General features: G+C 63.4%; 10 protein-coding genes. 8 read left to right on the top strand and 2 right to left on the bottom strand.

All coding sequences use genetic code 11. From position 1 onward, the window contains the following. Positions 1–88: 88 nt before the first annotated feature. Positions 89–1,087 (bottom strand): amidohydrolase family protein, encoded by a 999-nt coding sequence (locus OXI69_01130; GenBank protein MDE2664733.1) that lies wholly within the window; start codon positions 1,085–1,087, stop codon positions 89–91. A gap of 234 nt (positions 1,088–1,321) precedes the next feature. Between OXI69_01130 and OXI69_01125 the strand changes: the two genes are divergently transcribed. The 7 genes from OXI69_01125 to OXI69_01095 all read left to right on the top strand — a co-directional run bounded on the left by OXI69_01125 (position 1,322) and on the right by OXI69_01095 (position 12,037). Beyond that, the gene (locus OXI69_01125; GenBank protein ID MDE2664732.1) at positions 1,322–1,579 is read left to right on the top strand and encodes a type II toxin-antitoxin system RelE/ParE family toxin; all 258 of its coding nucleotides are present in this window, start codon (positions 1,322–1,324) and stop codon (positions 1,577–1,579) included. Then, positions 1,576–1,941: a helix-turn-helix transcriptional regulator gene (locus tag OXI69_01120; GenBank protein ID MDE2664731.1), complete on the top strand. Its 366-nt coding sequence runs from the start codon at positions 1,576–1,578 to the stop codon at positions 1,939–1,941. Before OXI69_01125 ends, OXI69_01120 begins: the two co-directional genes overlap by 4 nt. Positions 1,942–2,198: 257 nt before the next feature. Next, entirely contained in the window at positions 2,199–3,317 is a 1,119-nt protein-coding gene (gene bchI, locus OXI69_01115) for a magnesium chelatase ATPase subunit I (GenBank protein MDE2664730.1), read from the top strand. A 294-nt stretch (positions 3,318–3,611) separates the two neighbouring features. Beyond that, a complete protein-coding gene (locus OXI69_01110; protein MDE2664729.1) occupies positions 3,612–5,573 on the top strand; it encodes a VWA domain-containing protein in 1,962 nt (653 codons plus the stop codon). Positions 5,574–5,685: 112 nt separating this feature from the next. Further along, positions 5,686–7,437, top strand: a complete 1,752-nt coding sequence (locus OXI69_01105; protein MDE2664728.1) for a cobaltochelatase subunit CobN — start codon at positions 5,686–5,688, stop codon at positions 7,435–7,437. Next, on the top strand, positions 7,434–9,647 hold the full coding sequence (locus OXI69_01100; GenBank protein MDE2664727.1) for a cobaltochelatase subunit CobN: 2,214 nt from the start codon (positions 7,434–7,436) through the stop codon (positions 9,645–9,647). The genes OXI69_01105 and OXI69_01100 overlap by 4 nt, the downstream gene beginning before the upstream one ends. A gap of 473 nt (positions 9,648–10,120) precedes the next feature. Then, the gene (locus tag OXI69_01095) at positions 10,121–12,037 is read left to right on the top strand and encodes an MBL fold metallo-hydrolase (protein ID MDE2664726.1); all 1,917 of its coding nucleotides are present in this window, start codon (positions 10,121–10,123) and stop codon (positions 12,035–12,037) included. A gap of 9 nt (positions 12,038–12,046) precedes the next feature. Here the strand turns inward: OXI69_01095 and OXI69_01090 are convergent, their stop codons facing one another. Continuing rightward, a complete protein-coding gene (locus OXI69_01090; protein ID MDE2664725.1) occupies positions 12,047–12,496 on the bottom strand; it encodes an OsmC family protein in 450 nt (149 codons plus the stop codon). 533 nt (positions 12,497–13,029) lie between these two features. Between OXI69_01090 and OXI69_01085 the strand changes: the two genes are divergently transcribed. Then, positions 13,030–22,545, top strand: coding sequence for a leucine-rich repeat protein (locus OXI69_01085; protein ID MDE2664724.1), 9,516 nt, complete (start codon positions 13,030–13,032; stop codon positions 22,543–22,545). Positions 22,546–22,746: the final 201 nt, after the last annotated feature.

The raw sequence follows: 22,746 nt of genomic DNA, 5'->3' as shown, positions 1-22,746 counted from the left end.
GGGGCGGAAGAAACAGATCTTGAGGTTGATCCAACCGGATAGAAGATTTTAAGAAACGGCGGCGCTTCTGCGGTCAGTCGTCAGGGTCTCACCCATCCATTCCCAGCATCCTCCGGGCGTTGTAGTAGAAGATGTCCTCCACCTGGCTGTCGCTCAGCCGCAGGTGCCGCGCGGCCAGCTTCAGGACCCGCAGGGACTCCAGGCCCGTCAGCACGGGTTGAACGGAGGCTTGGGCAGCCACGCCGTCCCAGTCCAGGCTGTCCTCTCCCAGCCAGAAGAACTGGTCTCCGATGGCTATGCAGCGCCCGCGTCCGTGGCTGACCGGGAAATCGGACCCCCACAGCAGGCGGTCGTGGCCCAGCGTGTCCACGATGGCTTCGAAAGCTCCGGCCTCGGTGACCGCCGAGGTGTCGCACCAGACGTTGCGCAGTCCCTTCAGAGCGTGGATGCCCTCCACCGTGTGATAGGGATTGAAGCCCCGGGCCGCGTGGGCCAGGATGAGCTTCATGTCCGGGTAACGGGTGCAGAACTCGACAATTCGCTCCTGGTTGGCGGGATCCGCCATGGCCCGGTCCTTGACCATGTGAAGCGTGATGGTCCAGCCTTCCTGGTGGGCTACCCGCACGTGCTCTTCCGTGAGAAACTTGGAGATATCCGCATGCCAGGTGACTTCTCCCTGTACGAAGGTGTGGTAGACCTTGAGGCCGGTAAAGCCCAGCCGCTTGGCCTCCTGCCGGACCTCCTCGGGATCCATGCGGGGGGAGATCACCATCTGCCCGCGGCATTCCGGGTCCAGGCTCACCTCAGCCGCCACGAATTCGTTTGACGGGCGGAGGCGTTCGTCGCTGAAGCCCACTCCGAAGAACAGCGCCGTGGTATGGCTGCCGGGCGTGATCCACTCCATCAGGCGGCGAAACTCGGCCAGGGTCGCCACCCTGGGTCCCTGCATCCCCCCTTCGCCGCGTCCCCAGTGCCAGGTCTCGTAGAGGTGGGCGTGGGCGTCGAAGATCTTCTCCGGAACGAAGCTTCGCAGTTCTCTCTCAAAGAACTCCCGGTCGCAATCCCTGAGTTCCCAGTCCTTTGTCATCGGCAATTCTCCTCTTCTTGGGCACCCGGCCCATTCACCCGCAGCCATCCCGCGGCATCCGCTCCGCCGGGCAGAGAATACCAAATCTGCGGGTCAGGGCAGGTCGTTTTGTTGGTGATGGTTGATTTTCAGCCGCTTCCTGGGGAGGGGGATTGTCCAGGGCGGCGTCTTGCGTCTATCTCAGATAGAGAATTATCTTATTACAATATATTCTCAATTGGATATAGTTGAAATGTGTTTGAGGTAGTGATTTCCAAGAGTGCTCGCCGTTGCCTGACGCGTATGCCGGCCAAGACGGCACAGATCATCCGGGGCGAGATCGCCGCGGTGGCAGCGGATCCGCTGGCGCAGCACAATAATGTGACGCCATTGCGTGGAATCGAGGGATTTCGGCTGCGGGTGGGCGATTGGCGAGTTTTGTACCAGTTGGATGTCCCTGCACAAGTCCTGAGAATTACCAATATTTTGCCGCGTGGAGGCGCCTACTCGTGACCAAACCCCAAACCATCACGCTAGCCGGCGAAGCCTATGTTGTCGTTCCCCTTTCCGAATATGAGGAGCTGCGCAACGCCGTTGACGAGGATGCGCGGGATGCTGCCGCCATGCGACGGGTGCTCGAGGATCCTAACGAGGAATCCGTGCCCATCGAGCTGGTGGACCGGCTGCTGGCGGGGGAGAATCCGGTGCGCGCCTGGCGGGAGTATCGCGGCTTGACGGGGGTTGAGCTCGCTGCTGCCGCTGGAGTTGCGGCCTCTTATCTGTCGGCCATAGAGAACCGGAAAAAGCCCGGTTCAATCAACGCCTTAAAGCGCTTGGCCACTGCCCTGCGAGTGGATGTCGACGACCTGATTTGATCCCCGCTCTTGAATTGTTGATTGTTGATTGGGGAGCAATGAGGTCTGATTTTGCCTCAAATCCAAATCCAAATCCGAAATCAAAAATCCACAATCCACAATCCTTCGTGGGTCCTCTCCCCAGCCTTGACAGCCCGTCCGTCTCCCATTAGGGTTAGGCAGCAAGCAGCGTCGGCGACTGCTTGAAGATTCCTCCCGGACGGCCCGGACCGTCGCAAGCACCTGGAGCCAGACGGCCCGGTCACACCCCTCGACACGTGAGCCTGCCCGAACCCCGCGCGACCAAGCCCCGGAGAACCAAGGCGTCCCGTGGAACTGCGCCCTCCGTCTACCCCTTTTCGGCCATCGTCGGCCAGGAGGACATGAAGCTGGCCCTTCTGCTGACGGTCCTCGACTCCCACATTGGAGGCGTGGTGGTCATGGGGCACCGGGGAACCGCCAAGTCCACGGCAGTGAGAGCTCTGGCCGACCTCTTGCCTTCCAAAGTCCGGGTGAAGGACTGCCCCTTCAACTGCGATCCGAATCGGGTTCGGGATCTTTGCCGGGAGTGCCACCAACGCCGGGGGAAGGGCAAGCGCCTGCCCCGGGAGACCTTTGCCGTCCCGGTGGTCGATCTGCCCCTGGGGGCTACCGAAGACCGGGTCTGCGGCAGTCTCGACATCGAGCAGGCCTTGAACCGGGGGGCCAAGGTGTTCCAGCCGGGCCTGCTGGCCCAGGCCCATCAGGGTTTTCTCTACATCGACGAGGTCAATCTGCTCGAAGACTTCCTGGTGGACCTCCTGCTGGATGCAGCCGCCAGCGGTCGCAACCAGGTGGAGCGGGAGGGGCTCTCGGTGAGCCACGCCGCCCGCTTCGTGCTGGTGGGATCGGGCAATCCCGAGGAAGGGGAGTTGCGACCCCAGTTGCTGGATCGCTTCGGCCTGTTTGTGGAGGTCAGGACCCTGGATGACCTGGATGAGCGCATCGAGATCGTGCGAAGACGTCAAGGCTTCGAACAGGATCCCGCCGGGTTCTGCGCCCAGGCGGAACTGCTCCAGGAGGAGTTGCGGCACAAGCTGAAGGCGGCCCTTTCCCGAATCTCCCGGGTCGGTGTGGATCCCGGGTTGCTGCGGGGCATGGCCGAGCTCTGTCTGCGGCTGGAAGTGGCCGGCCACCGGGGGGAGTTGACCCTCTATCGCGCCTCCCGCGCCCTGGCCGCCTGGCAGGGAAGGGAGGTCGTTCTGCCCGAGGATATCCGGCGGGTGGCCGTCATGTCACTGCGCCACCGGCTGCAGAAAGATCCCCTGGAGCCGCTGGAATCGGCTGCCCGGATCGAGCAGGCTCTGGACCGGGTGTTTCCGCTGGAGCCCAAGGATGCCCAGGCGGCCGGCGGTTAGGGGATTAGGACCACTGGTCGTCACTCACGGGACGCCGCGTTTGCCCCCCTCCGGTTCGACGGCGGGCTGGCGCCCTTGTCTCACCGACTCTCCCTCAAGGGGGGAGTCGCAGAAGCCGAGCCGCAGGCGAAGGCTGATGCGGTGGGGGGCATACGCGGCGCCGCAAAGCAGCGCCGGATGGCGAAGGCTGATGCGGTGGGGGTGAACGCCGCGCCACCAGATTGCGGCCGGTGACCACGCCAGGTTGGTTCTACAGTTTCCCGTCCTTTATGGACAACTCTTCGACGGATTTCAATGACCGCTCCCGTTGATCCTTTCGCTTCCGTGGTGGGTCAACCGCTGGCGAAGCAGGCCTTTCTGTTGCTGGCCGTGGAACCTCGTCTGGGCGGCCTGCTGATGGCTTCGCCTTCCGGAACGGGTAAGCGCAGGCTGGTGAAGGCCTTTGCCGCCCTTCTGGAAGCATTGAAGCCCGAGGGCCGGGAAGCGGCGCTGGTGAGGGCTCCCCTGGGAGTGGGCGAGGATCGCCTGCTGGGAGGTCTGGGTCCCGAGCCGGCGGCTGCCGGCCCGCGTTGGCGCTACCGCGAGGGACTGCTGGCCCGGGCCGACCGCGGGGTGCTTCAGGTCGATCACATCAATCTGCTGCCGGAATCCTGCCTGCGCGCCATCGCCTCGGCGCTCGATTCAGGCCGGGTCAGGGTCGAGCGGGAGGGAGTGAGCACCTCCCACCTCGCCAGGTTCTGTCTGGTGGGAACCTACGACCCCGCTGAAGGCCATCCTGCGGCCATCATTCAGGCCCGGGTGGGACTGCTGGTGGACGGCGCCTCTACTGCCGACCTGGATCAGCGGCGACAGGTGCTGGAACTCCTGCAGGGTTTTGAACAGAGCAAGCGGGGTCGGGAACCCGGCGCCGCCGCTGCCGAGCCCGCGGGAACCGACCCACTCCGGGCCGCGGCCGAATCCATCCGGCAGGCCCGGTGCCTTCTGAGCCAGGTCAGCTTCCCCGAAGACGACCTGCGCCGACTGATCTCTGCCGCCGCTCGACTGGGGATGGAAGGACACCGGCTGGACCTGTTCGCCATGCTGGCGGCCCGGGCCCATGCAGCCCTGTGCGGACGCAGCCGGGTATCCGAGGAGGATCTGGAGATGGCCGCCCAGCTGGTCCTGTGGCCTCGTGCTGTGCCGGTGGATGAGGAGCCCCGCTCCGGGCCTCGGCATGAGCAGGCTCAACCCGAGGACGATGGGGCCGTCGAAACCCCGGACTCCGACCCTGGCGCCCGAACCGAAGACCGCTCAATACCCGAGGATGAGTCCCCCATGCCGGTAGACCCCCTCCCCGGAGAGTTTCCCGACGAGATGTTCGGCGGGCTCCCGGCTGCCCGCGCCGCCGGCCGTCGGACGGGGCCCAGAACCCAGAGGCTTCCCGGTTCGCCGGGCAGGGCCTTTCGCAACGACCCGAGGCCGGACCGCAGGCGTTCCATTGCCGTGGCTGCAACCCTGCGGGCGGCGGCTCCCTGGCAGTCCTGGCGCCGGCGGAGGGCAGCCGCGGCCTCCGCCGACGAAAAGGATCGGCGTCCCACCGCCGGGCGCGGACCGCGGGGCGGGGCGGGCGGCCCTATGATCATTCGGGCCTCGGACCTGCGCTTCCGCCGTTTTCGCGGCAAGGCGGGGATCCTCTTTGTCTTCGTGGTGGACGCCAGTGGTAGTATGGCCGTGAACCGCATGGCCCAGGCCAAGGGGGCCATGGCCCGGCTCCTCCAGCAGGCCTACGTCTTTCGCGATCAGGTGGCGCTGGTCCGCTTCGGCGGCGAAGGCGCGGAAACGCTCCTGCCACCCACCCGCAGCCTGCAGCGGGCCAAGCGCCTGGTGGAGGCGCTGCCCGCCTCCGGAGCCACTCCCCTGGCCGCCGGCCTGGTGCAGGCCCTCGGGGTGGCCCGTGCGGCCCGACTGCGCGGTTCTCCCCAACCGGTGCTGCTGATTCTCACCGACGGTCGGGCCAATCGTCCGGCTCGTCCCGCTCCCTCGGGGCTGGGGCCGACCCCGGCCGCCCTGCAGCAGGAACTGCGGCTGCTGGGAACCGAGATCCGCCGAGAAGCCTTGACCGCGGTGGTGGTGGATACCCGGCCCTCCTTCCTGGCCGGGGAGGAGGGCCGGACCCTGGCAGACTGGACCGGCGCTCGCTACCTGCGGCTGCCTTGGACCGACCAGGGGGCGCTGTTTCAGGCGGTGAAGTCGGTGGCCGAGGACGTCCGGGGCTAGTGTTCTGTCTCGGAGATGGCAACCCTGTCTCTGAGACAGGACACCAGGCAGTCGGCTGATGAAAGTGTTTGCGCCAGGCGGAGGGACGACCCCAGCCGGGAGCGGTTCGGTAATGAACGAGGGATCGATGACGAGCGAAGAACGGGACCGCCGGGTATTGGCCCTCTACGAAAGGGTGCTCGAAATCGAGCAGCGCCTCATTCCCACCGGATTGCACACCTTTGGGAATCCCGGCGCCGCGGCCGAGACCGTACACCTGCTGGCCATGGTGGTCTCCTTTCCCCGTCCCGAACTCGGCCTTCCGGCCCTGACCGATCTCATCGCCTCGGGACTGGGATTGCCGCCCTATGACCGTTTGCTGGAGGAGAGCCAGGCCTCCGGGGAGCGGATGCGGGAGCGGGAGTCGGTGGAGAGCCTGACCCGGGAGACCGTCCGTCGCTTGCTGGCGCCGGGAGATCAAACCGAACCGGACACGGCGTTCTGGCTCCAGCAGCGTGCGGGGGTGCCTGCCGATTCGGCGCTGGAGATCCTGGCCTTCCTGTCCAGGCTGAACCTGCGCCTGCAGTCCAACCGGGAACTGGAGGGACTGGTAGCCGCCCTGAGAGGGCACTACCTCGCGCCCGGACCCGGGGGGGACCTGCTGCAGAACCCCGCCATTCTGCCCACCGGCAGGAACACCCATGCCGTCAATCCCTACGCCATCCCCTCGGCCCTGGCCCTCCGCCGGGCCGAGCCCCTGACCCGGGCCCTGCTGGAACGCCACCAGCGGGAGACTGACCGGATCCCCGAGTCCATAGCCATGGTGTTGTGGGGCATCGACAACATCAAGAAAGAGGGAGAGGCGGTGGCCCAGGTGCTCTGGCTGCTGGGGGTGCGGCCGGTGCGCGACGGACTCAACCGGGTGACCGAGGTGGAGGCCATTCCCCTGGAGCAACTGGGACGTCCCAGAATCGACGTGGTCATGACCGTCTCGGGCATCTTCCGGGACCTGTTCGCCTCCACCATGGAGTTGCTGGACCGCGCCGTCAAGCGGGTGGCCGCCCTGGAGGAGCCCCCGGAGCGGAACTTCGTCCGCAAGCACGTCCAACAGCAGATGGCCCGGGACCGGTCCACCTTCCAGGAAGCGGCTACCCGCGTCTTCTCCAACGCCGCCGGAAACTACGGCACCAACGTCAACTTCATGGTGCTGCAGAGCCAGTGGGAGGACGCCAGGGAGCTGGGAGACCTCTTTGTCAAGCGCAAGTGCTTCGCCTACGGGCGCGACGCCCGGGGCCGGCCCATGGAGGGGAAGGAGGCCCAGACGCTGCTGGACAACGCCCTCGCGCGGGTGGAAGCCAGCTATCAGAACATCGACAGCACCGAGGTGGGCATTTCCGACGTGGATCACTACTTCGAGTACCTGGGAGGGGTGACCAAGGCCGTGGAAGAACGGTCCGGCAAGCGGCCCCGGGTCTACCTGTCCGACTCGCTCACCCCCCAATCCAGGGTTCGCACCCTTCAGGAAACGCTGCAACTGGAGAGCCGCACCAAGGTGCTGAATCCCAAGTGGTACGAGGGCATGCTCAAGCACGGCTTCAGCGGCGTGGCCGAGATCGAACACCAACTGACCAACACCTTCGGGTGGTCGGCCACGGCCGATGCCGTCGAGGACTGGATCTACGACGAGGTGGCCGAGACCTTCGTGCTGGACTCGCAGATGCTCGAGCGGTTGCAGAGCCTCAACCCCCACTCGGCCCAGACCCTGGTGGGCCGGCTGCTGGAAGCCTCCGGACGGGGGTTCTGGTCGGCCAGGCCCGAGGTGCTGCGCCGGTTGCGGGAAGTGTTTGCCGGCCTGGAAGACGCGCTGGAAGGAGTTACCCCGTGAAGGATGCAGCCCCGAATCCGGTCCAGGTGGTGGTGTTCTACGTGGGCTCCAGCATTCTGGCGCCGTTGCTCCGGGCCGAAAGCGAGATCCGGGAGCATGGACTGGAGCTGCGCCTGGCCGCCCACAACGGCGGGGCCGCCTGGTCGGAGCCCGAATGGGAGGCGGCTCTGGGGGACCTCGCCGGGGCCGACCTGGTGCTGGTCATGCACCTGACCGATTCGGACAACAGCCGGCGCCTGCTGGAGGCCCTGGACCGCTTCCGCCATCGCCACCACGCCGTGATCGTGTTCAATTGCCTGGCCGATCTGATGGGCCGGACCCGCATGGGCAAGCTGGATCTGGGCCGTCTGATGACCAGCCTCAAGCGATCGGACCGCCGTGCCTCCCGCCCGGCTTCGGGACTGAGCCTGGCTCACCGGCTGGGAACCTGGATGTCGGAGCTGATGTCCCGGAGAGCTGCCTCGCGGTCGGGGAGCGGCCCCCGCTCCAGTGGCGGGCGCTTCCACGCCTACCACAAGCTGGCAGCGCGACTGCCCAGGATCCTGAAGTTCGTTCCCGGCGCCGGGAAACTGAGGGACATCAAGAACTACCTCATCCTCTACTGCCACTTTCTGCAACCCACTCCCAGGAACATTCGCTCCCTGCTGCTGCACGCCGTCAAGCACTACGTGCCGGGCCACGCCACTCTGGCGGCCCCCGATCCGCCCGAGGTGCGGCCCTCCACCGGGCTCTATCACCCGCTGGCTCCCGATCTGTTCGAAAGTTTCAGCGCCTACCGGGACTGGCACAAGGCGGCCACCGGGCGCAGCCTGGATCCCCGGACCACCGTCGGACTGCTGCTGATGCGTCCCCAGATCGTAGGGGAGGCCCGGCGGCACTACGACGGTCTCATTCGAGCCATCGAGTCGGAAGGACTGTCGGTGGTGGCGGCCATCTCCACCTTCATGGACAACCGGGAAGCCTGCCGCGCCTACTTCCTGGAGGACGGTAACGGCGACCCGACGCCCGCCGCAAGCGGCGGTGAAGCACGGCCAAGCCCGCGGGTCAGCCAGATCGTTTCGCTGACCGGATTCAGCTTCGTGGGAGGGCCGGTGATGAACGACACCGAGGCCTCGGTGGAGTTTCTCCAGGAGCTCGGCATTCCCTTCCGTTCCCTGGTCTCACTGGACCTGCAGACCATCGAGAACTGGGAGCAGAGCCGGGTGGGCCTCAATCCGGTGCAGACCGCCATGCAGGTGGCCATCCCCGAGCTGGACGGAGCCACCGAGTCCCGCCTGTTCGGGGGCGTGCGCCACAAGAGCCGCCAGCCTGAACCGCTGACCGAGCGCTGCCGGCTCATTGCCGCCAGGCTGGCGGGCTGGAACCGCCTGCAGACTGCCCCCCGCCACAGCCTCAAGCTGGCCCTGGTGATCTTCTGCTTTCCCCCCAACAAGGGGAACCTGGGCACCGCCGCCGACCTGGACGTTTTCGCCAGCCTGCTGGAGGTGTTGACCCGGCTCCGTGCCGAGGGATATGACATTCCAGGGTTGCAGAGTCCGGAGGAACTTCGCCGCCAGGTCCTGGAAGGCAACTCCCAGGCGTGGGGCACGGTGGCCAACGTGGCCTATCGGATGCCGGTGGAAGAGTATCGGAGCCTGAGTCCCCACGTGGCCGAGATCGAGCGGGAGTGGGGGCCGGCCCCGGGTGTCCTCAACGCTTCCGGCAGGGACCTGATGATTTTGGGCGCTCGTCTCGGAAACGCTTTCATCGGCGTTCAACCCGGCTTCGGCTACGAGGGCGATCCCATGCGGATGCTGGCGGCGCAGGGAGGCACCCCCCACCACGGCTTCATGGCCCTCTACAGCTACCTGCAGAAGGTCTATGGGGCCGACGCCGTCATCCACGTGGGCACCCACGGGGCGGCTGAATTCATGCCGGGCAAGCAGGTGGGGCTCTCCTCCGGCTGCTGGCCCGACCGCCTCCTGGGAGCCATGCCCCACCTCTACATTTACAGCGTCAACAATCCTTCCGAAGGCACCATCGCCAAGCGCCGCACCAGCGCCGAGCTGGTCTCCTACCTCACGCCGCCCCTGGAAAACGCCGGTCTCTACAAGGGCCTGGTGAGCATGAAGGAGCTTCTCAACGCCTACCGAAGCACCCCCAGCGAATCCGAGAAGCGGCAGCTCTTCGCTTCCATCGAGGAGCAGTCCCGGGCGCTGAATCTTTCCTGATCCAGTAAAGCAGCGGCAGCGGGTGATCGTGGCGTGGGGCGGTGTTTCTTTGGGGAAGCGGTGCGTTTCCGAACGGGTGCTTCCTATTCGCCGCATTCGCGGCTAGATTGGTGCTGAACCCATACGACCCCGGGTTGCCACCCGGGGCTACCCTGAGCCGCAGCTACGCAGCTCTATAAGGATGGCCCGTGGGTGGCCTCTCGCCGGGTAACCCACGTCAACCGCAGCTTCGCAGCTCTCCCCTAACCCACAACGCTGCGAGGGGAAACGTGCTTTTCTATTTGGAATAATGCCCCGGGCCAGAGCCCGGGGGGAGTCATCGGAAGATGTCACATAGGGGAGTTGAGCCGCGAACGCGGCAGCAGCAATCCCCTCCCTAGACTCCCTTGGTGCCTCCGGGAGAAGATGGTATTCTGCGGGCCCTGCCGGCCTCCCGGCCGGCTCCATCTTGATCTTCAGGGAGAGTGACGCCCATGGCCACCATGGAAAGAATTTCCGAGAACCTCTACCGTTTTACCGACACCTGCAACGTCTATGTCGTCAAGGACGGCCAGTCGGCGCTGCTGATCGACGCCGGCTCCGGCGCCGTGCTGGACTCCCTGGCGGAGATCGGCTGCACCAAGGTGGAGTGGGTGCTCCACACCCACCATCACCGCGACCAGTGCTGGGGAGATCCCCGGCTCATCGAGGCGGGAGCCAGGCTGGCGGTCCCGCAATACGAGCGCCATCTCTTCGAGAAGGCCGAGCTGTTCTGGCAGACCCGGCGGGTCTACGACAATTACGACGACCGCAACAACTTCCTGACGCTGGCCCGGGATCTTTCGGTCTCCGCCACCTTGAACGACTACGAGGAGTTTGCCTGGCGCAGCTACCGCTTCTACGTGCTGCCGGCCAAGGGGCATACCCAGGGCTCGGTCGTGCTGCTGGCGGAGATCGACGGGCGGCTGGTGGTTTTCAGCGGAGACCTGATGGTGGAAGGGGGCAAGCTCTACCAGCTCCACGCCATGGAATACACCTATGGAGACATGACGGGCGCCCTCTTCACCCTGCAGTCCATCCAGGCTCTGAGAGACGCGCTCAGCGGGGAGGTGGTGGGAGGGCGTTCCCACGCCGTCTCGGGGACGCCCCTGGGACTACCCTCCCACGGAGGGCCGATCGAAGATCCGCTGGGCGACATCGACCGGCTGGAGAAGTCCCTGGTCCAACTGGTCTCGCTGGGGCGTGGAATGCGGGTCGGCGGGAGGGAGAGCATTCCCGAAATGCTCTACCTGCCCGAGCCCAGGTTCGTGGAGCTGTCCAAGCATCTCCTCTGGGGGGGCTCCTGGACCTGTTCCTTCTTCTACGTGATCCTCTCGGATTCGGGGAAGGCGCTGTTCGTCGACTACGGCCACGCCTTCCATCCCCACATGCACACCTTCGCCGACCACAACGGGCTGGAGGTCATGCGGTTTATCGAGCACCACCTCAAGCAGCTCCGCAAGGAGTACGGCGTGCACACCCTGGACCTGGTGATTCCCACCCATATCCACGACGACCACACCTGCGGCATCCCGCACCTGCAGCAGTTCTACGGCACCCGCTGCTGGGCCCTGGATGCGGTGGCCCAGGTTCTGGCCGACCCGGCCGCCTGGAGCTCCACCCCCTGCACCTTTCACAAGCCCATCCGCATCGACCGGACCCTGAGCGACCGGGAGCGTTTCGACTGGGAGGAGTACACCTTCGACATCCACTTCGCACCCGGCCAGACCGAGTACCACTCGGTTCTGAGCGGGGAGATCGACGGCCAGTGGGTGGCCTTCACCGGCGACAACTATTTCCTGCAGGAAGTGCTGGTGAGCGGCAAGGTGGAGACCAGACCCTTTCAGACCACGGTGCTGCGCAACAGCTTTCAGCTCGGCATGCACCACCGCTGCATCGAGGTCATGAACCAGGTGGCCCCCGACCTGATCTGTCCGGGTCATATTGGAGTCTGGAAGTGCGACCCCTCGCTGCTGCGGGAGTACTCGGACTTCATTCACCGCAAGGAGCGGGTCTTCCGGAAACTGGTGGCCGAGCCCAGCGACAGCTACATCGACCTGTTCTGGGCGCGGATGCTGCCCTACCTGGCCCAGGTCAAGCCCGGCCAGTCCCTGGAATACCGGCTGCTGCTCCGCAACAACCTGGAAACCGAGGCCACCTTCCAGGCCCGCCTGCTCCCTCCCGACGGGTGGAGCGCCGGCGGCGAGTTCACCGAGCTTACCCTGCCGGCCGCGGGGAAGGGCGAAATCCAACTGGCCGCCACCGCCCCGGAAGCTGCCGACGGGGTGCGACGCCTGATGACCGCGGAGATCGCGCTGGACGGTGTCTCCCAGGGACCGGTGGCGGAAGCCCTGGTGACGGTGGCGGAGTGAGGCCCGACGCTAATCGGTCTCGACCGTGACCCGGGTCTTCACCGAATTGGCGATGAAGCACTGCCGGTGGGCCATGGCGTGCATCTGCCGGAACTGCTCCGGCGACGGTGCCTGCTCGCCCCCGAAGACGATCTTGGGCCTCAGGCTGACCCGGGTCAGTGCGAAGCGCCCCTCCGCATCCCGTTCCAGGTGGCCGACCGGCCGGTCGCTGTAGGAATCCACGACGAAGCGCCGCTTGGCCGCGATGGCCAGGAAGGTCAACAGGTGGCAACTGGAAAGGGCGGCTATCAAGGCCTCTTCCGGATCCACGCAGGCCGGGTTCCCCAGAAAGCCCGGGGAGGCCGAAGCCGCCACCTCGGCCCCTCCGTCGAAGACCCACCGGTGGTCCCGGTTGTAGCTCCGATAGGTAAAATCCGCGGATTCACGCTGCCATTGCAGCTCGACATGATGTTGAGACATGGGCGTATTCCTTAGTCGTTCGGCATGAAGGGTCCGTCATTTTTCCGCTGCTTCGTATGCTAGCACGCAATCATCCAGTGGCTGCGACGGGTGCACGTCGGATTCTTTAGAAGTCGCCGGCCGGACATGCCTTCTCCGTGCAGCCGCATGGCATCCCCCGGGAGCGCGGGCGTCCCGCCCGCATCCTTTTTCTGCCAACCCGCCCTCCCCCTCGAGACCGAGCTCCAGGAACAATTGCCGCCACCGTGAAAATTTCACAATTATTGTGACAACCGGCCAGGATGTTGGCCAGTAAGTATTTCTGCATGATAGGCTTCCCTGTTTGCTCACGTTCACAATTCGTAAGACACGGTGTTCCGAGCCATCGTTTCTTGTCTCATTGCGGCATGCTGAAAGCAAAGACAGCGGTATTCCCGATCATGCCAACACGGCCTTTCAGGAAACTCTCTGGTTTTATTCTGGGGCTCGCCGCCTTGGTTCTGATCGCGCAGTCCTCCGCAACCGCGCAAGGCATCTGCGACCGAACTTCGCAGGTGAGGGACAAACTGCTGGAAATCACCGGGGTCTCGGAATGCGAGGACGTCACCTCGACGCATCTTAAGGAAGTGACGGAGTTGAATCTTACCGGGGCCGGCATCACTGCTCTTCAAGAGGGAGATTTCAGCGGGCTGACCAACTTGAATGAGCTGGAGTTGTCCGAGAATTCGCTGACCACCTTGCCCGAGAAGGTTTTCAGCGGATTGACTAATCTGGAGTACCTCTGGTTGGACAACAACTCCACCCTGACCAGCCTGACCGCCGGCATCTTCAGCGGACTAACCAATCTGAAGTGGCTGGAATTGTTTGACAACTCCATCACCAGCCTGCCTGTCGGCATCTTCAGCGGACTGACCAACCTGACTGATCTGACTCTAACTGACAACTCCCTGACATTCTTGCCCGAGGACATCTTCAGCGGACTGACCAACCTGACTGATCTGAGTTTGGGCGGAAACTCCCTGTCCACTCTTCCTGAGGACATCTTCAGCGGATTGGGTAATTTGGACTGGCTGAATTTGTACGACAACTCCCTGGCGAGCTTGCCCGAGGAGATCTTCAGTGGACTATCCAAACTCCGTATTTTGAATTTGTTCAAGAACTCCCTCACCACTCTCCCCGAGGACCTCTTTAGCGGACTGGGCAACCTGAAACAACTCTCACTCTATGACAACGATCTGACCCAACTTCCCGCGACCGTCTTTAGCGGCCTGGACGCCCTGGAACTGTTGCGCCTGAATGGAAACCGTTTCAATAACCTACCCGCCGGAATCTTCGATGACGTCGTGGATACGCTTGGTTCAAATACCAGCGGCAATGGTCTCTCCGTCGACTCTTCCCTGAAAGCCACCCTGAGCTTCGCTTCGACCGCACAGACCGCTTCCGAAGGGACTGCCGTGCAGGTGAGCGCGACTCTGAGCCGGGCGCTGCCGGTGGCCGTGCGGGTGCCCTTCACCATCGGAGGCAGCGCCGGCGATGACGACTACGAGGAGTTGTCGCCGGCTGCCGACAGTGGGCTGCTGTTTCTGGCGGGGGAGACGAGCAAGGAGATCACCTTCACGCTGTCGGAGAACAATGACAACCAGGTGGAGACCCTGGTCCTGACGCTGCCCCAGCTCTCGGGCATCGGGTTGCGGCGCTCCGACGGCACCGGTGCCGATGCTCCTCACCTGAAGACCGAAAGTCTTCTCAGCCGCTCAGCCGCCAGTTCCACCCATACGGTCACCATACCCAAGCCTGCGGGGGGCATCTGCAACCGAACTGCCGAGATTCGGGACAAGCTGCTTGAGCTCACCGGCGTCACGGGATGCGGGAATGTCGCCTCGACCCATCTGGAGGGAGTCACAAGCCTGATTGTTTCGCAATCCTCCATCAGTTCCCTCAAAGCAGGGGACTTCAGCGGACTGACTCAACTGATAAATCTGAAGTTGGACAACAACTCCCTGACGAGCTTGCCCGTGGGAATCTTCAACGGGCTGAGCAACCTGCAGGAACTGGACCTGCGATCCAACTCGCTGAGCGCCGTACCCGCGGGCATCTTCAGCAGTCTGAGTGCCCTGCAGTTTCTGTCCCTGACCAACAACCGGCTCAGCACCTTGCCCGCAGGGATCTTCAGCGGGTTGAGCAACCTGATTCGAGTGGGGTTGAGCAGCAACTCCCTGACGAGCTTGCCGGCTTCGATCTTCAGCGGACTGAGCAACCTGCAAACGCTGTATTTAGGCAGCAACTCCCTGACCAGCCTGCCGGCTTCGATCTTCAGCGGTCTTGGCAACCTGGAACGTCTGCATTTCTCGGGCAATCCACTGACATCAATACCCGTGACGGTCTTCAACGGACTTGATTCTCTCGAAAACCTACAGATGGGTGCCATCTCCCTGACCAGCTTGCCCGCGGGGATCTTCGACGACATCCTGGATACGCTCGGTGCCGATTCGAGTGTCGTCGGGCTCTCCATGGACCTCTCCTTGAAGGCCACCCTGAGCTTCGCTTCGACCACGCAGACAGCTTCCGAGGGGGCAGCCGTCCAGGTGAGCGCAACTCTGAGCCGTTCGTTGCCTGTAGCGGTTAGGGTGCCCTTCACCATCGGCGGCAGCGCCAGCGATGACGACTACGAGGAGCTGTCGCCGGCTGCCGACAGCGGGCTGCTGTTTCTGGCGGGGGAGACGAGCAAGGAGATCACCTTCACCCTGTCGGAGAACAATGACGACCGGGAGGAGACCCTGGTCCTGACCCTGGCCCAACTCTCCGGCATCGGGTTGCGCCGGTCCGACGGCACCGGGGCCGATGCTCCCTACCTGCAGACCCATCGCCTTCTCAACCGTTCAGCCACCAGTTCCACGCACGCCGTCACCATACCCAGACCTTCAGGGGGCATCTGCGACCGCACTTCCGAGGTGAGGGACAAGCTGCTGGAACTGACCGGCGTCTCGGGATGCGCGAACGTCACTTCGACCCATCTTGAGGGAGTGACCAGCCTGGATCTTTCCGATTCCTCCATCAGCGCCCTTCAGGCGGGGGACTTCAGCAGACTGACTCAACTGACCCGTCTCAAGTTGGACGACAACTCCCTGACCGGCCTGCCCGCAGGGATCTTCAGCGGACTGAATAGTCTGCGGGAACTAGACCTGCGGTCCAACTCGCTGAGCGCCTTGCCCCCGGGAATCTTCGACGACATTCTGGATACACTCGGCGGCAATTCCGGCGTGGACGGGCTCTACCTGGACTCTTCGCTCAAAGCCACCTTGAGCTTCGCTTCGACCGCACAGACAGCTTCCGAAGGTGCAGCCGTTCAGGTGAGTGCAACTCTGAGCCGTGCGCTGCCGGTGGCCGTACGCGTGCCCTTCACCATCGGCGGCAGCGCCGACGATGGCGACTACGAGGGATTGTCACCGGCTGCCGACAGCGGACTGCTGTTTCTGGCCGGGGAGACAAGCAAGGAGATCGCCTTCACCCTGTCGGAGAACGATGACAACCGGGAGGAGACCCTGGTCCTGACGCTGGCCCAACTCTCCGGCATCGGGCTGCGACGATCGGACGGCAGCGGGAGCGATGCTCCCCACCTGGAGACCGAAGGTGTTCTGAGTCGTTCAGCCACAAGCTCCGAACACACGGTCACCATTCCCAAGGCTTCAGGGGGCATCTGCGACCGCACTTCCGAGGTGCGGGACAAGCTGTTGGAGCTGACCAGCGTCTCGGGATGCGCGAACGTCACCTCCACCCATCTTGAGGGAGTGACCAGCCTGGATCTTTCCAATTCCTCCATCAGTTCCCTTCAGGCAGGGGACTTCGGCGGACTGACTCAACTGACCCGTCTGAAGTTGGACAACAACTCCCTGACCACTCTGCCCGCAGGGATCTTCAGCGGGCTGAGCCGTCTGCAGGAACTGGACCTGCGATCCAACTCCCTGAGCAGCTTGTCCTCCGGGATCTTCGACGACTTGCTGGATACCCTGGGCGGCAATTCCGGCGTGGACGGGCTCTACCTGGACTCTTCCCTGAAAGCCACCCTGGGTTTCGCTTCGACCGCGCAGACCGCTTCCGAAGGTGCAGCCGTGCAGGTGAGTGCAACTCTGAGCCGTGCGCTGCCGGTAGCGGTGCGGGTGCCCTTCACTATCGGCGGCAGCGCCGACGATGACGACTACGAGGGATTGTCGCCGGCTGCCGACAGCGGGCTGCTGTTTCTGGCGGGCGAGACGAGCAAGGAGATCGCCTTCACCCTGTCGGAGAACGATGACAACCAGGAGGAGACCCTGGTCCTGACGCTGGCCCAACTCTCCGGCATCGGGCTGCGACGATCGGACGGCAGCGGGAGGGATGCTCCTCACCTGAAGACCGAAAGTCTTGTCAGCCGCTCGGCGGCCACCTCCACGCACACCCTCACCATACCCGAGCCTGCAGGGGGCATCTGCGACCGCACGACCCAGGTGCGTGACAAGCTGCTGGAGCTGACCGGCGTTTCGGGATGCGCGAAGGTCACCTCCACCCATCTTGAGGGAGTCACCAGGCTGGATCTTGGGCTTTCCTCCATCAGCGCCCTTAAAGCGGAGGACTTCAGTGGGCTGACCAGACTGGAAGAACTGCTGCTCAACGATAACTCCCTGACCATGCTCCCCGAGGGACTCTTTAGCGGATTGAGTCGTCTGAAGCTGTTGGAGTTGAGCGAAAACTCTCTGAGCGCGCTTTCTCAGGGGATGTTTCAAGGGCTGGGCAGCCTGGAATCACTGAGTTTGTGGAACAACTCCCTGCCCAGCTTGCCCGTGGGAATCTTCAGAGGTCTGAGCAACCTGACGTTTATCGGTGTTCATCGCAACGCTCTCCGCACCTTGCCCGAGGACACCTTCAGCGGATTGGGCAAACTGGAGTGGCTGAGGTTGGGTGACAACCGCTTCAACACCTTGCCCGCGGGAATCTTCAGCGGACTGGGGAACCTTCGGCGGCTGGAGTTGGGTGCCAACAACTCCCTCAGAACCCTGCCTGGGGACATCTTCAGTGGCCTGAGCAATCTGGAAACCCTGTTGCTTGCGAGCAACGGACTCACCCAACTGCCCGACGGTATCTTCAGGGGGCTCCACAAACTGAAAACGTTGCAGATGGGCGGAAACTCCCTGGGGACCCTCCCCAAGGGAATCTTCGACGACGTCCTGAACACGCTTGGTTCCGACCCGCGCCTCAACGGGCTGCAGGTGGATGCCGATCTCAAGGCCACCCTGAGCTTCGCTTCGACCGGGCAGACAGCATCCGAGGGGATAGCCGTCCGGGTAAGCGCGACTCTGAGCCGCGCGCTGCCGGTGGCGGTGCGGGTGCCCTTCACCATCGGGGGCAGCGCCGCCGATGACGATTACGAGGGCTTGTCGCCGGCTGGGGACAGTGGGCTTCTGTTTCTGGCGGGGGAGACGAGCAAGGAGATCGGCTTCACCCTGTTGGAGAACAGGGACAACCAGGAGGAAACCCTGGTTCTGACCCTGGCCGAACTCTCCGGCATCGGTCTGCGCCGATCCGACGGAACCGGGGCCGATGCTCCCCACCTGGAGACCCATCGTCTTCTCATCCGTTCGGCCGCCAGTGCCACCCACACGGTCACCATTTCCCGGTATACGGAGGGCATTTGCGACCGCACGGCGCAAGTACGGGACGAGTTGCTGGAAGTCACCGGAGTAGAGCTCTGTGCAGACGTGAGCGAGGATCATCTGGCCGAAGTGGCCGAACTGAAACTGTCCGCCTCCGGCATCGCCTCCCTGAAACCACAGGACTTCCAGGGATTGAGCAAACTGCAGACGCTATTCCTGTCCTCCAATGCGCTCAGCAGCCTCCCTGCAGGAATCTTCAACGGACTGAGCGGCCTGCAGAGTCTGCTGCTGGATCACAACTCACTGCAAACCCTGCCGCCAGGAGTTTTCATCGGTCTGAATGCCCTAAGGAATCTGTGGCTGAACAACAACTCCCTGACCCGGTTGCCCGCGGGGATCTTCGACGACCTGCTCGACACTCTGGGTTCCACACCCGGATCCACCGGACTCCAACTGGATTCATCCCTGAGGGCCGAACTGGCCTTTGCTTCGACCGCTTCGACCGGTTACGAAGGAACAACCGTACGCGTGAGAGCGACTCTGAGCCGTGCACTACCGGTAGCGGTGCGAGTGCCCTTCACCATCGGTGGCAGCGCCACCGAAGACGATTACGTGGGGCCGTCGCCCGCTCCGGACAGCGGGCTGCTGTTTCTGGCCGGGGAGACCAGTAAGGAGATCGCATTCACCCTGTCGGAGGAGGACGACGACCAGGAGGAATCCCTGGTCCTGACCCTGGCCGAACTCGTCGACATCGGGCTGCGGCGATCCGACGGCACCGGGACGGACGCTCCTTTCCTGAATACCGAACGATTGCTCATCCGCTCCGCTGGGAACTCCGAGCACACCGTCACCATTTCCGATAGTGAGTTGGTTGAAGGGTTCTGCGATCGCACGCCCCAGGTGCGGGACAAGCTGCTGCAGATCACCGGAGTGGTTGTTTGCACCGAAATGACAGTAGAGCAACTGGCCCAGGTGACCGGTCTGGATCTCAGGAAATCCGGAATCACCGCATTTCAGGCGGAAGACTTCAGGGGACTGGTTTCGCTGCAGGTTCTCGACCTGGAAAAAAATAAAGTTGGCAGCTTGCCCGAGGGAATCTTCAGTGGCCTCAGCTCCCTGCAGTTCCTGGACCTGACCAATACCAAACTCCGCAGCTTGCCGGTGAGTGTCTTCAACGAACTGGTTTCGCTGGAAACCCTGCTGTTAAACGTCAACTCCCTGCGCACTCTGCCGCTGGGGGTGTTTAGCGGACTGAGCAATCTGCAACAGCTGAATCTGGGCTCAAACCGGCTGAGTACGTTACCTGATGGGATCTTCAGCGGTCTGAGCTCGCTGCAGTTTCTGTTCCTGGGCGGCAATCGACTCGGCAGTCTGTCCGAGGGGATCTTCAGCGGGTTGGGGAACCTCGTGCGGTTGGGGTTGACTGGCAACTCCTTGAGTCAATTGCCCGAGTCAGTATTCGGTGGTCTGAACAACCTGAGATACTTGCACTTAAGCAGCAACTCCCTGCATTCCTTGCCCGCGGGTATCTTCAGCGGTCTGGGCAATCTGGAAAACCTGGATCTCAATGGCAACCCCTTGAGCAGCTTACCCGTGTCGGTTTTCAACGGCTTGAACTCGCTCGAATCATTGCAACTCGCCGCGACCTCCCTGAACAGCTTACCTGCGGGGATCTTTGACGATGTGCTCGACACTCTGGGTTTGGCACCCGTTCTTACGGGACTCCTTCTGAACCCTCACCTGATGGCCAGCCTGGCCTTCGACTCGATTGCACAGACTGCTTCCGAAGGAACAACCGTGCAGGTGACCGCAACTCTCAGCAGGGAGCTGCCGGTAGCCGTGCGCGTGCCCTACAGTCTCAGCGGCAGTGCCACCGAAGACGATTACGAGGGGCTGTCTCCTGCTCCGCAGAACGGACTCCTGTTTCTGGCCGGGGAGACTAGCAAGGGGATCACATTCACACTGATGGAGAACGATGACAACCAGGAGGAAACCCTCGTCCTGACCCTGGGAGAACTCTCCGATATCGCTTTGAGGCGAGCCGACGGCACCGGGCCTGACGCTCCCCACCTTGACGGAGAATCGCTGCTCGTCCGTCCCGCCGAGGGATCCATGCAAGTCGTCACCATCCAGGATACCGAGGGAGGCATTTGTGATCGCACGACTCAGGTACGGGACAAGCTGCTGGAGATCACGGCGTCTCCGCAATGCGAGGAGGTGACCGCCGAACAGTTGGACCAGGTGACGGAACTGAAACTATCCGATTCCGGCATCAGTACCCTTCAACCGCAGGACTTCCAGGGACTGAGCAAACTGCAGAACCTGGTGCTGTCCTCCAATGCACTCAGCGACCTCCCCCTGGGCACCTTCAACGGTCTGAGTTCCATGCGGAATCTGCTGCTGGATCACAATTCCCTGTACACCCTGCCGGCGGGGCTCTTCCGCGGGCTGAGCGACGTAAGAAACTTGTGGTTGAACGGCAACTCCCTGACGCGCTTGCCCTCAGGGATCTTCGACGACATGCTCGGCACTCTGGGTTCGACACCCGGTTCCGCGGGACTCCTGCTGGATTCCTCTCTGAAGGCCAGCCTGGCATTCGCTTCGACCGCACAGACTGCCGGCGCGGGAACCACAGTGGAGGTCAAGGTAAGGCTGAGCCGGGCCTTGCCGGTGGCCCTGCGCGTGCCGTATCACTTGGGCGGCAGCGCCGGCAGCGACGACTACACCCACCTGTCCCCCTCTCCTTCCGAAGGTCTGCTGTTTCGCGCCGGATCGACCGACACGGAAATCGTCCTGACCCTTGGAGCCAGTGCCGGGATCGAAGACAAGACTGTCGTCCTGACCCTGGGAAATCTCTCCGACATCGGGTTGCGTCGCTCCGACGGGACGGGCTCCGACGCTCCATACCTCGGATCCGAAACCCTCCTGGAGCGGCCTGAAACGGGCTCGGTGCACACCATAACGGTTGCCCGCACCGATACCGGTCCGGTGAAGGCCGTGTTCGTCCCCGTCATACTGTCCCTGGGCGGAGTGAATGCCTCGTTCTTCACTTCCGAGATTACCTTGATCAACCGCGGGTCCGACCAGGTCGCACTCAATTACCTGTATACGGCCCATGCGGGAGGAGGCAGCGGGAGGGCTTCCGAGGTGATTGCTCCCGGCCGCCAGAAAATTGTGCCCGATGCCTTCGAGCACCTCAACAACCTCGGAATTCCCGTGCCGCGCCATGGGAAACGTCTCGGGACGCTGAGAGTGGAGGTGCCTGTTTCATCCAATGTAGGCGTGCTGGTCCGGACCACCACCAATGTTCCCGACGGCCGCGCCGGGCTGGCCTATCTGGGGATCCCGGAGGAGGAGGGATTCGAGGAAGCGGTCTATCTGTGCGGTCTGCGTCAGAATCAACAGGATCGCTCCAATGTGGCCTTCCAGAACATGGGGGCGCCGGAAGAGGGAGCGATCACCCTGAGAACCACGGTGTATTCGGGGGATGTATCCGACAGGAGACCCCGCGTGCTGAGGGACGTGAGGCTGGCACCGGGCGAGTTCCACCAGTTCAATAAGGTGCTGGGTGTGCTGGGCAGTACCGCCAACGGCTACGTGAAGGTGGAGCGTGTGGAAGGTACGGCGTCCTTCTACGCCTACGGGGTTATTAACGACCAGGCGAACTCGGACGGCTCGTTCGTCTTTCCGGTCACGGCCGGCTCTCTGGAAAGGACCGCGGGGCAGACCTTGCCGGTAATTGTGGAGACAAGCGAGTTCACCAGCGAGCTGACGGTGACGAACTTCTCCGAGGAGCTCAGGACGCTTTTTTTCCGCTTTGTGGCAGAGGGGATTCGGACTGACGACATGACGACCGGCTTCGGCATAACCCTGAATGCCGGCCAACAGGCGATCATTGCGGATGTAGTGAATGAGTTGCGCCGTCAGGGTGTAGCCGGGTTGGGATCGACTCGAGGCTTCTACGCGGGGCCTTTGTTTGCGGAGGCGGAGGGCGGGGATATGAGCGGCGTCGTGATCGGGGCCAGGACGGGATCTCAAGGAGGAGGCGGGCAGTACAGCGTCTTCTACACGGCGGTGCCCGCGGGTGAGGGCTTCGAAGAAACCGCATGGGTGTACGGCCTGAAGCAGGACGAGGAAAACCGTAGCAACCTGGCTCTGGTCAACACCGGGGAAGTGGGAGACAGTGAGAGCGTCTTCCTTATCGAGATCTACGACGGCGAGACGGGGCTGCTGGCGCAGACCGTGGTTACCAGGCCGATTCCGGCCGGGCACTGGCATCAGTTCGACGGCATCCTGGGAAACTATGCTCCCGAGACCCGGCAGGGTTATGTCCGGATCCTGAAGGTCTCCGGGGAGAACCCGTTCCTGGCCTATGGGGTAGTCAACGACGGAGGGGCTCCGGGAGCGCGTAGCGGCGACGGCGCCTATGTGCCGGCTCAGGAATGAGGGATGTTGCAGCCTGGGCAAGAATCTCAATCAATCCCCCCTGGAGGAGCAGGAGGGATGAAAGGAGGCGCCACCCGGGAGCGCGGGTGGGCTTCATCCTCTGACGCCGTCGCACGATCCGGAGCCGACCTTACCCCCCACCGCATCAGCCTTCGCCTGCGGCTCGGCTTCTGCGACTCCCCCTCAAGGGGGGAGTGATTC

The sequence above is a fragment of the Acidobacteriota bacterium genome (assembly GCA_028875575.1).
Classification (GTDB): domain Bacteria; phylum Acidobacteriota; class Terriglobia; order Versatilivoradales; family Versatilivoraceae; genus Versatilivorator.
Note: the sequence above shows the minus strand (reverse complement) of the source record. Positions and strands in the feature narration are given on the sequence as shown.

Bases quoted from the DNA above. Each gene is read 5' to 3' on its own strand.
- OXI69_01095 (MDE2664726.1), top strand. From the start codon at position 10,121: ATGGCCACCATGGAAAGAATTTCCGAGAACCTCTACCGTTTTACCGAC.
- OXI69_01110 (MDE2664729.1), top strand. From the start codon at position 3,612: ATGACCGCTCCCGTTGATCCTTTCGCTTCCGTGGTGGGTCAACCGCTG.
- OXI69_01105 (MDE2664728.1), top strand. From the start codon at position 5,686: ATGAACGAGGGATCGATGACGAGCGAAGAACGGGACCGCCGGGTATTG.
- OXI69_01130 (MDE2664733.1), bottom strand. From the start codon at position 1,087: ATGACAAAGGACTGGGAACTCAGGGATTGCGACCGGGAGTTCTTTGAG.
- OXI69_01090 (MDE2664725.1), bottom strand. From the start codon at position 12,496: ATGTCTCAACATCATGTCGAGCTGCAATGGCAGCGTGAATCCGCGGAT.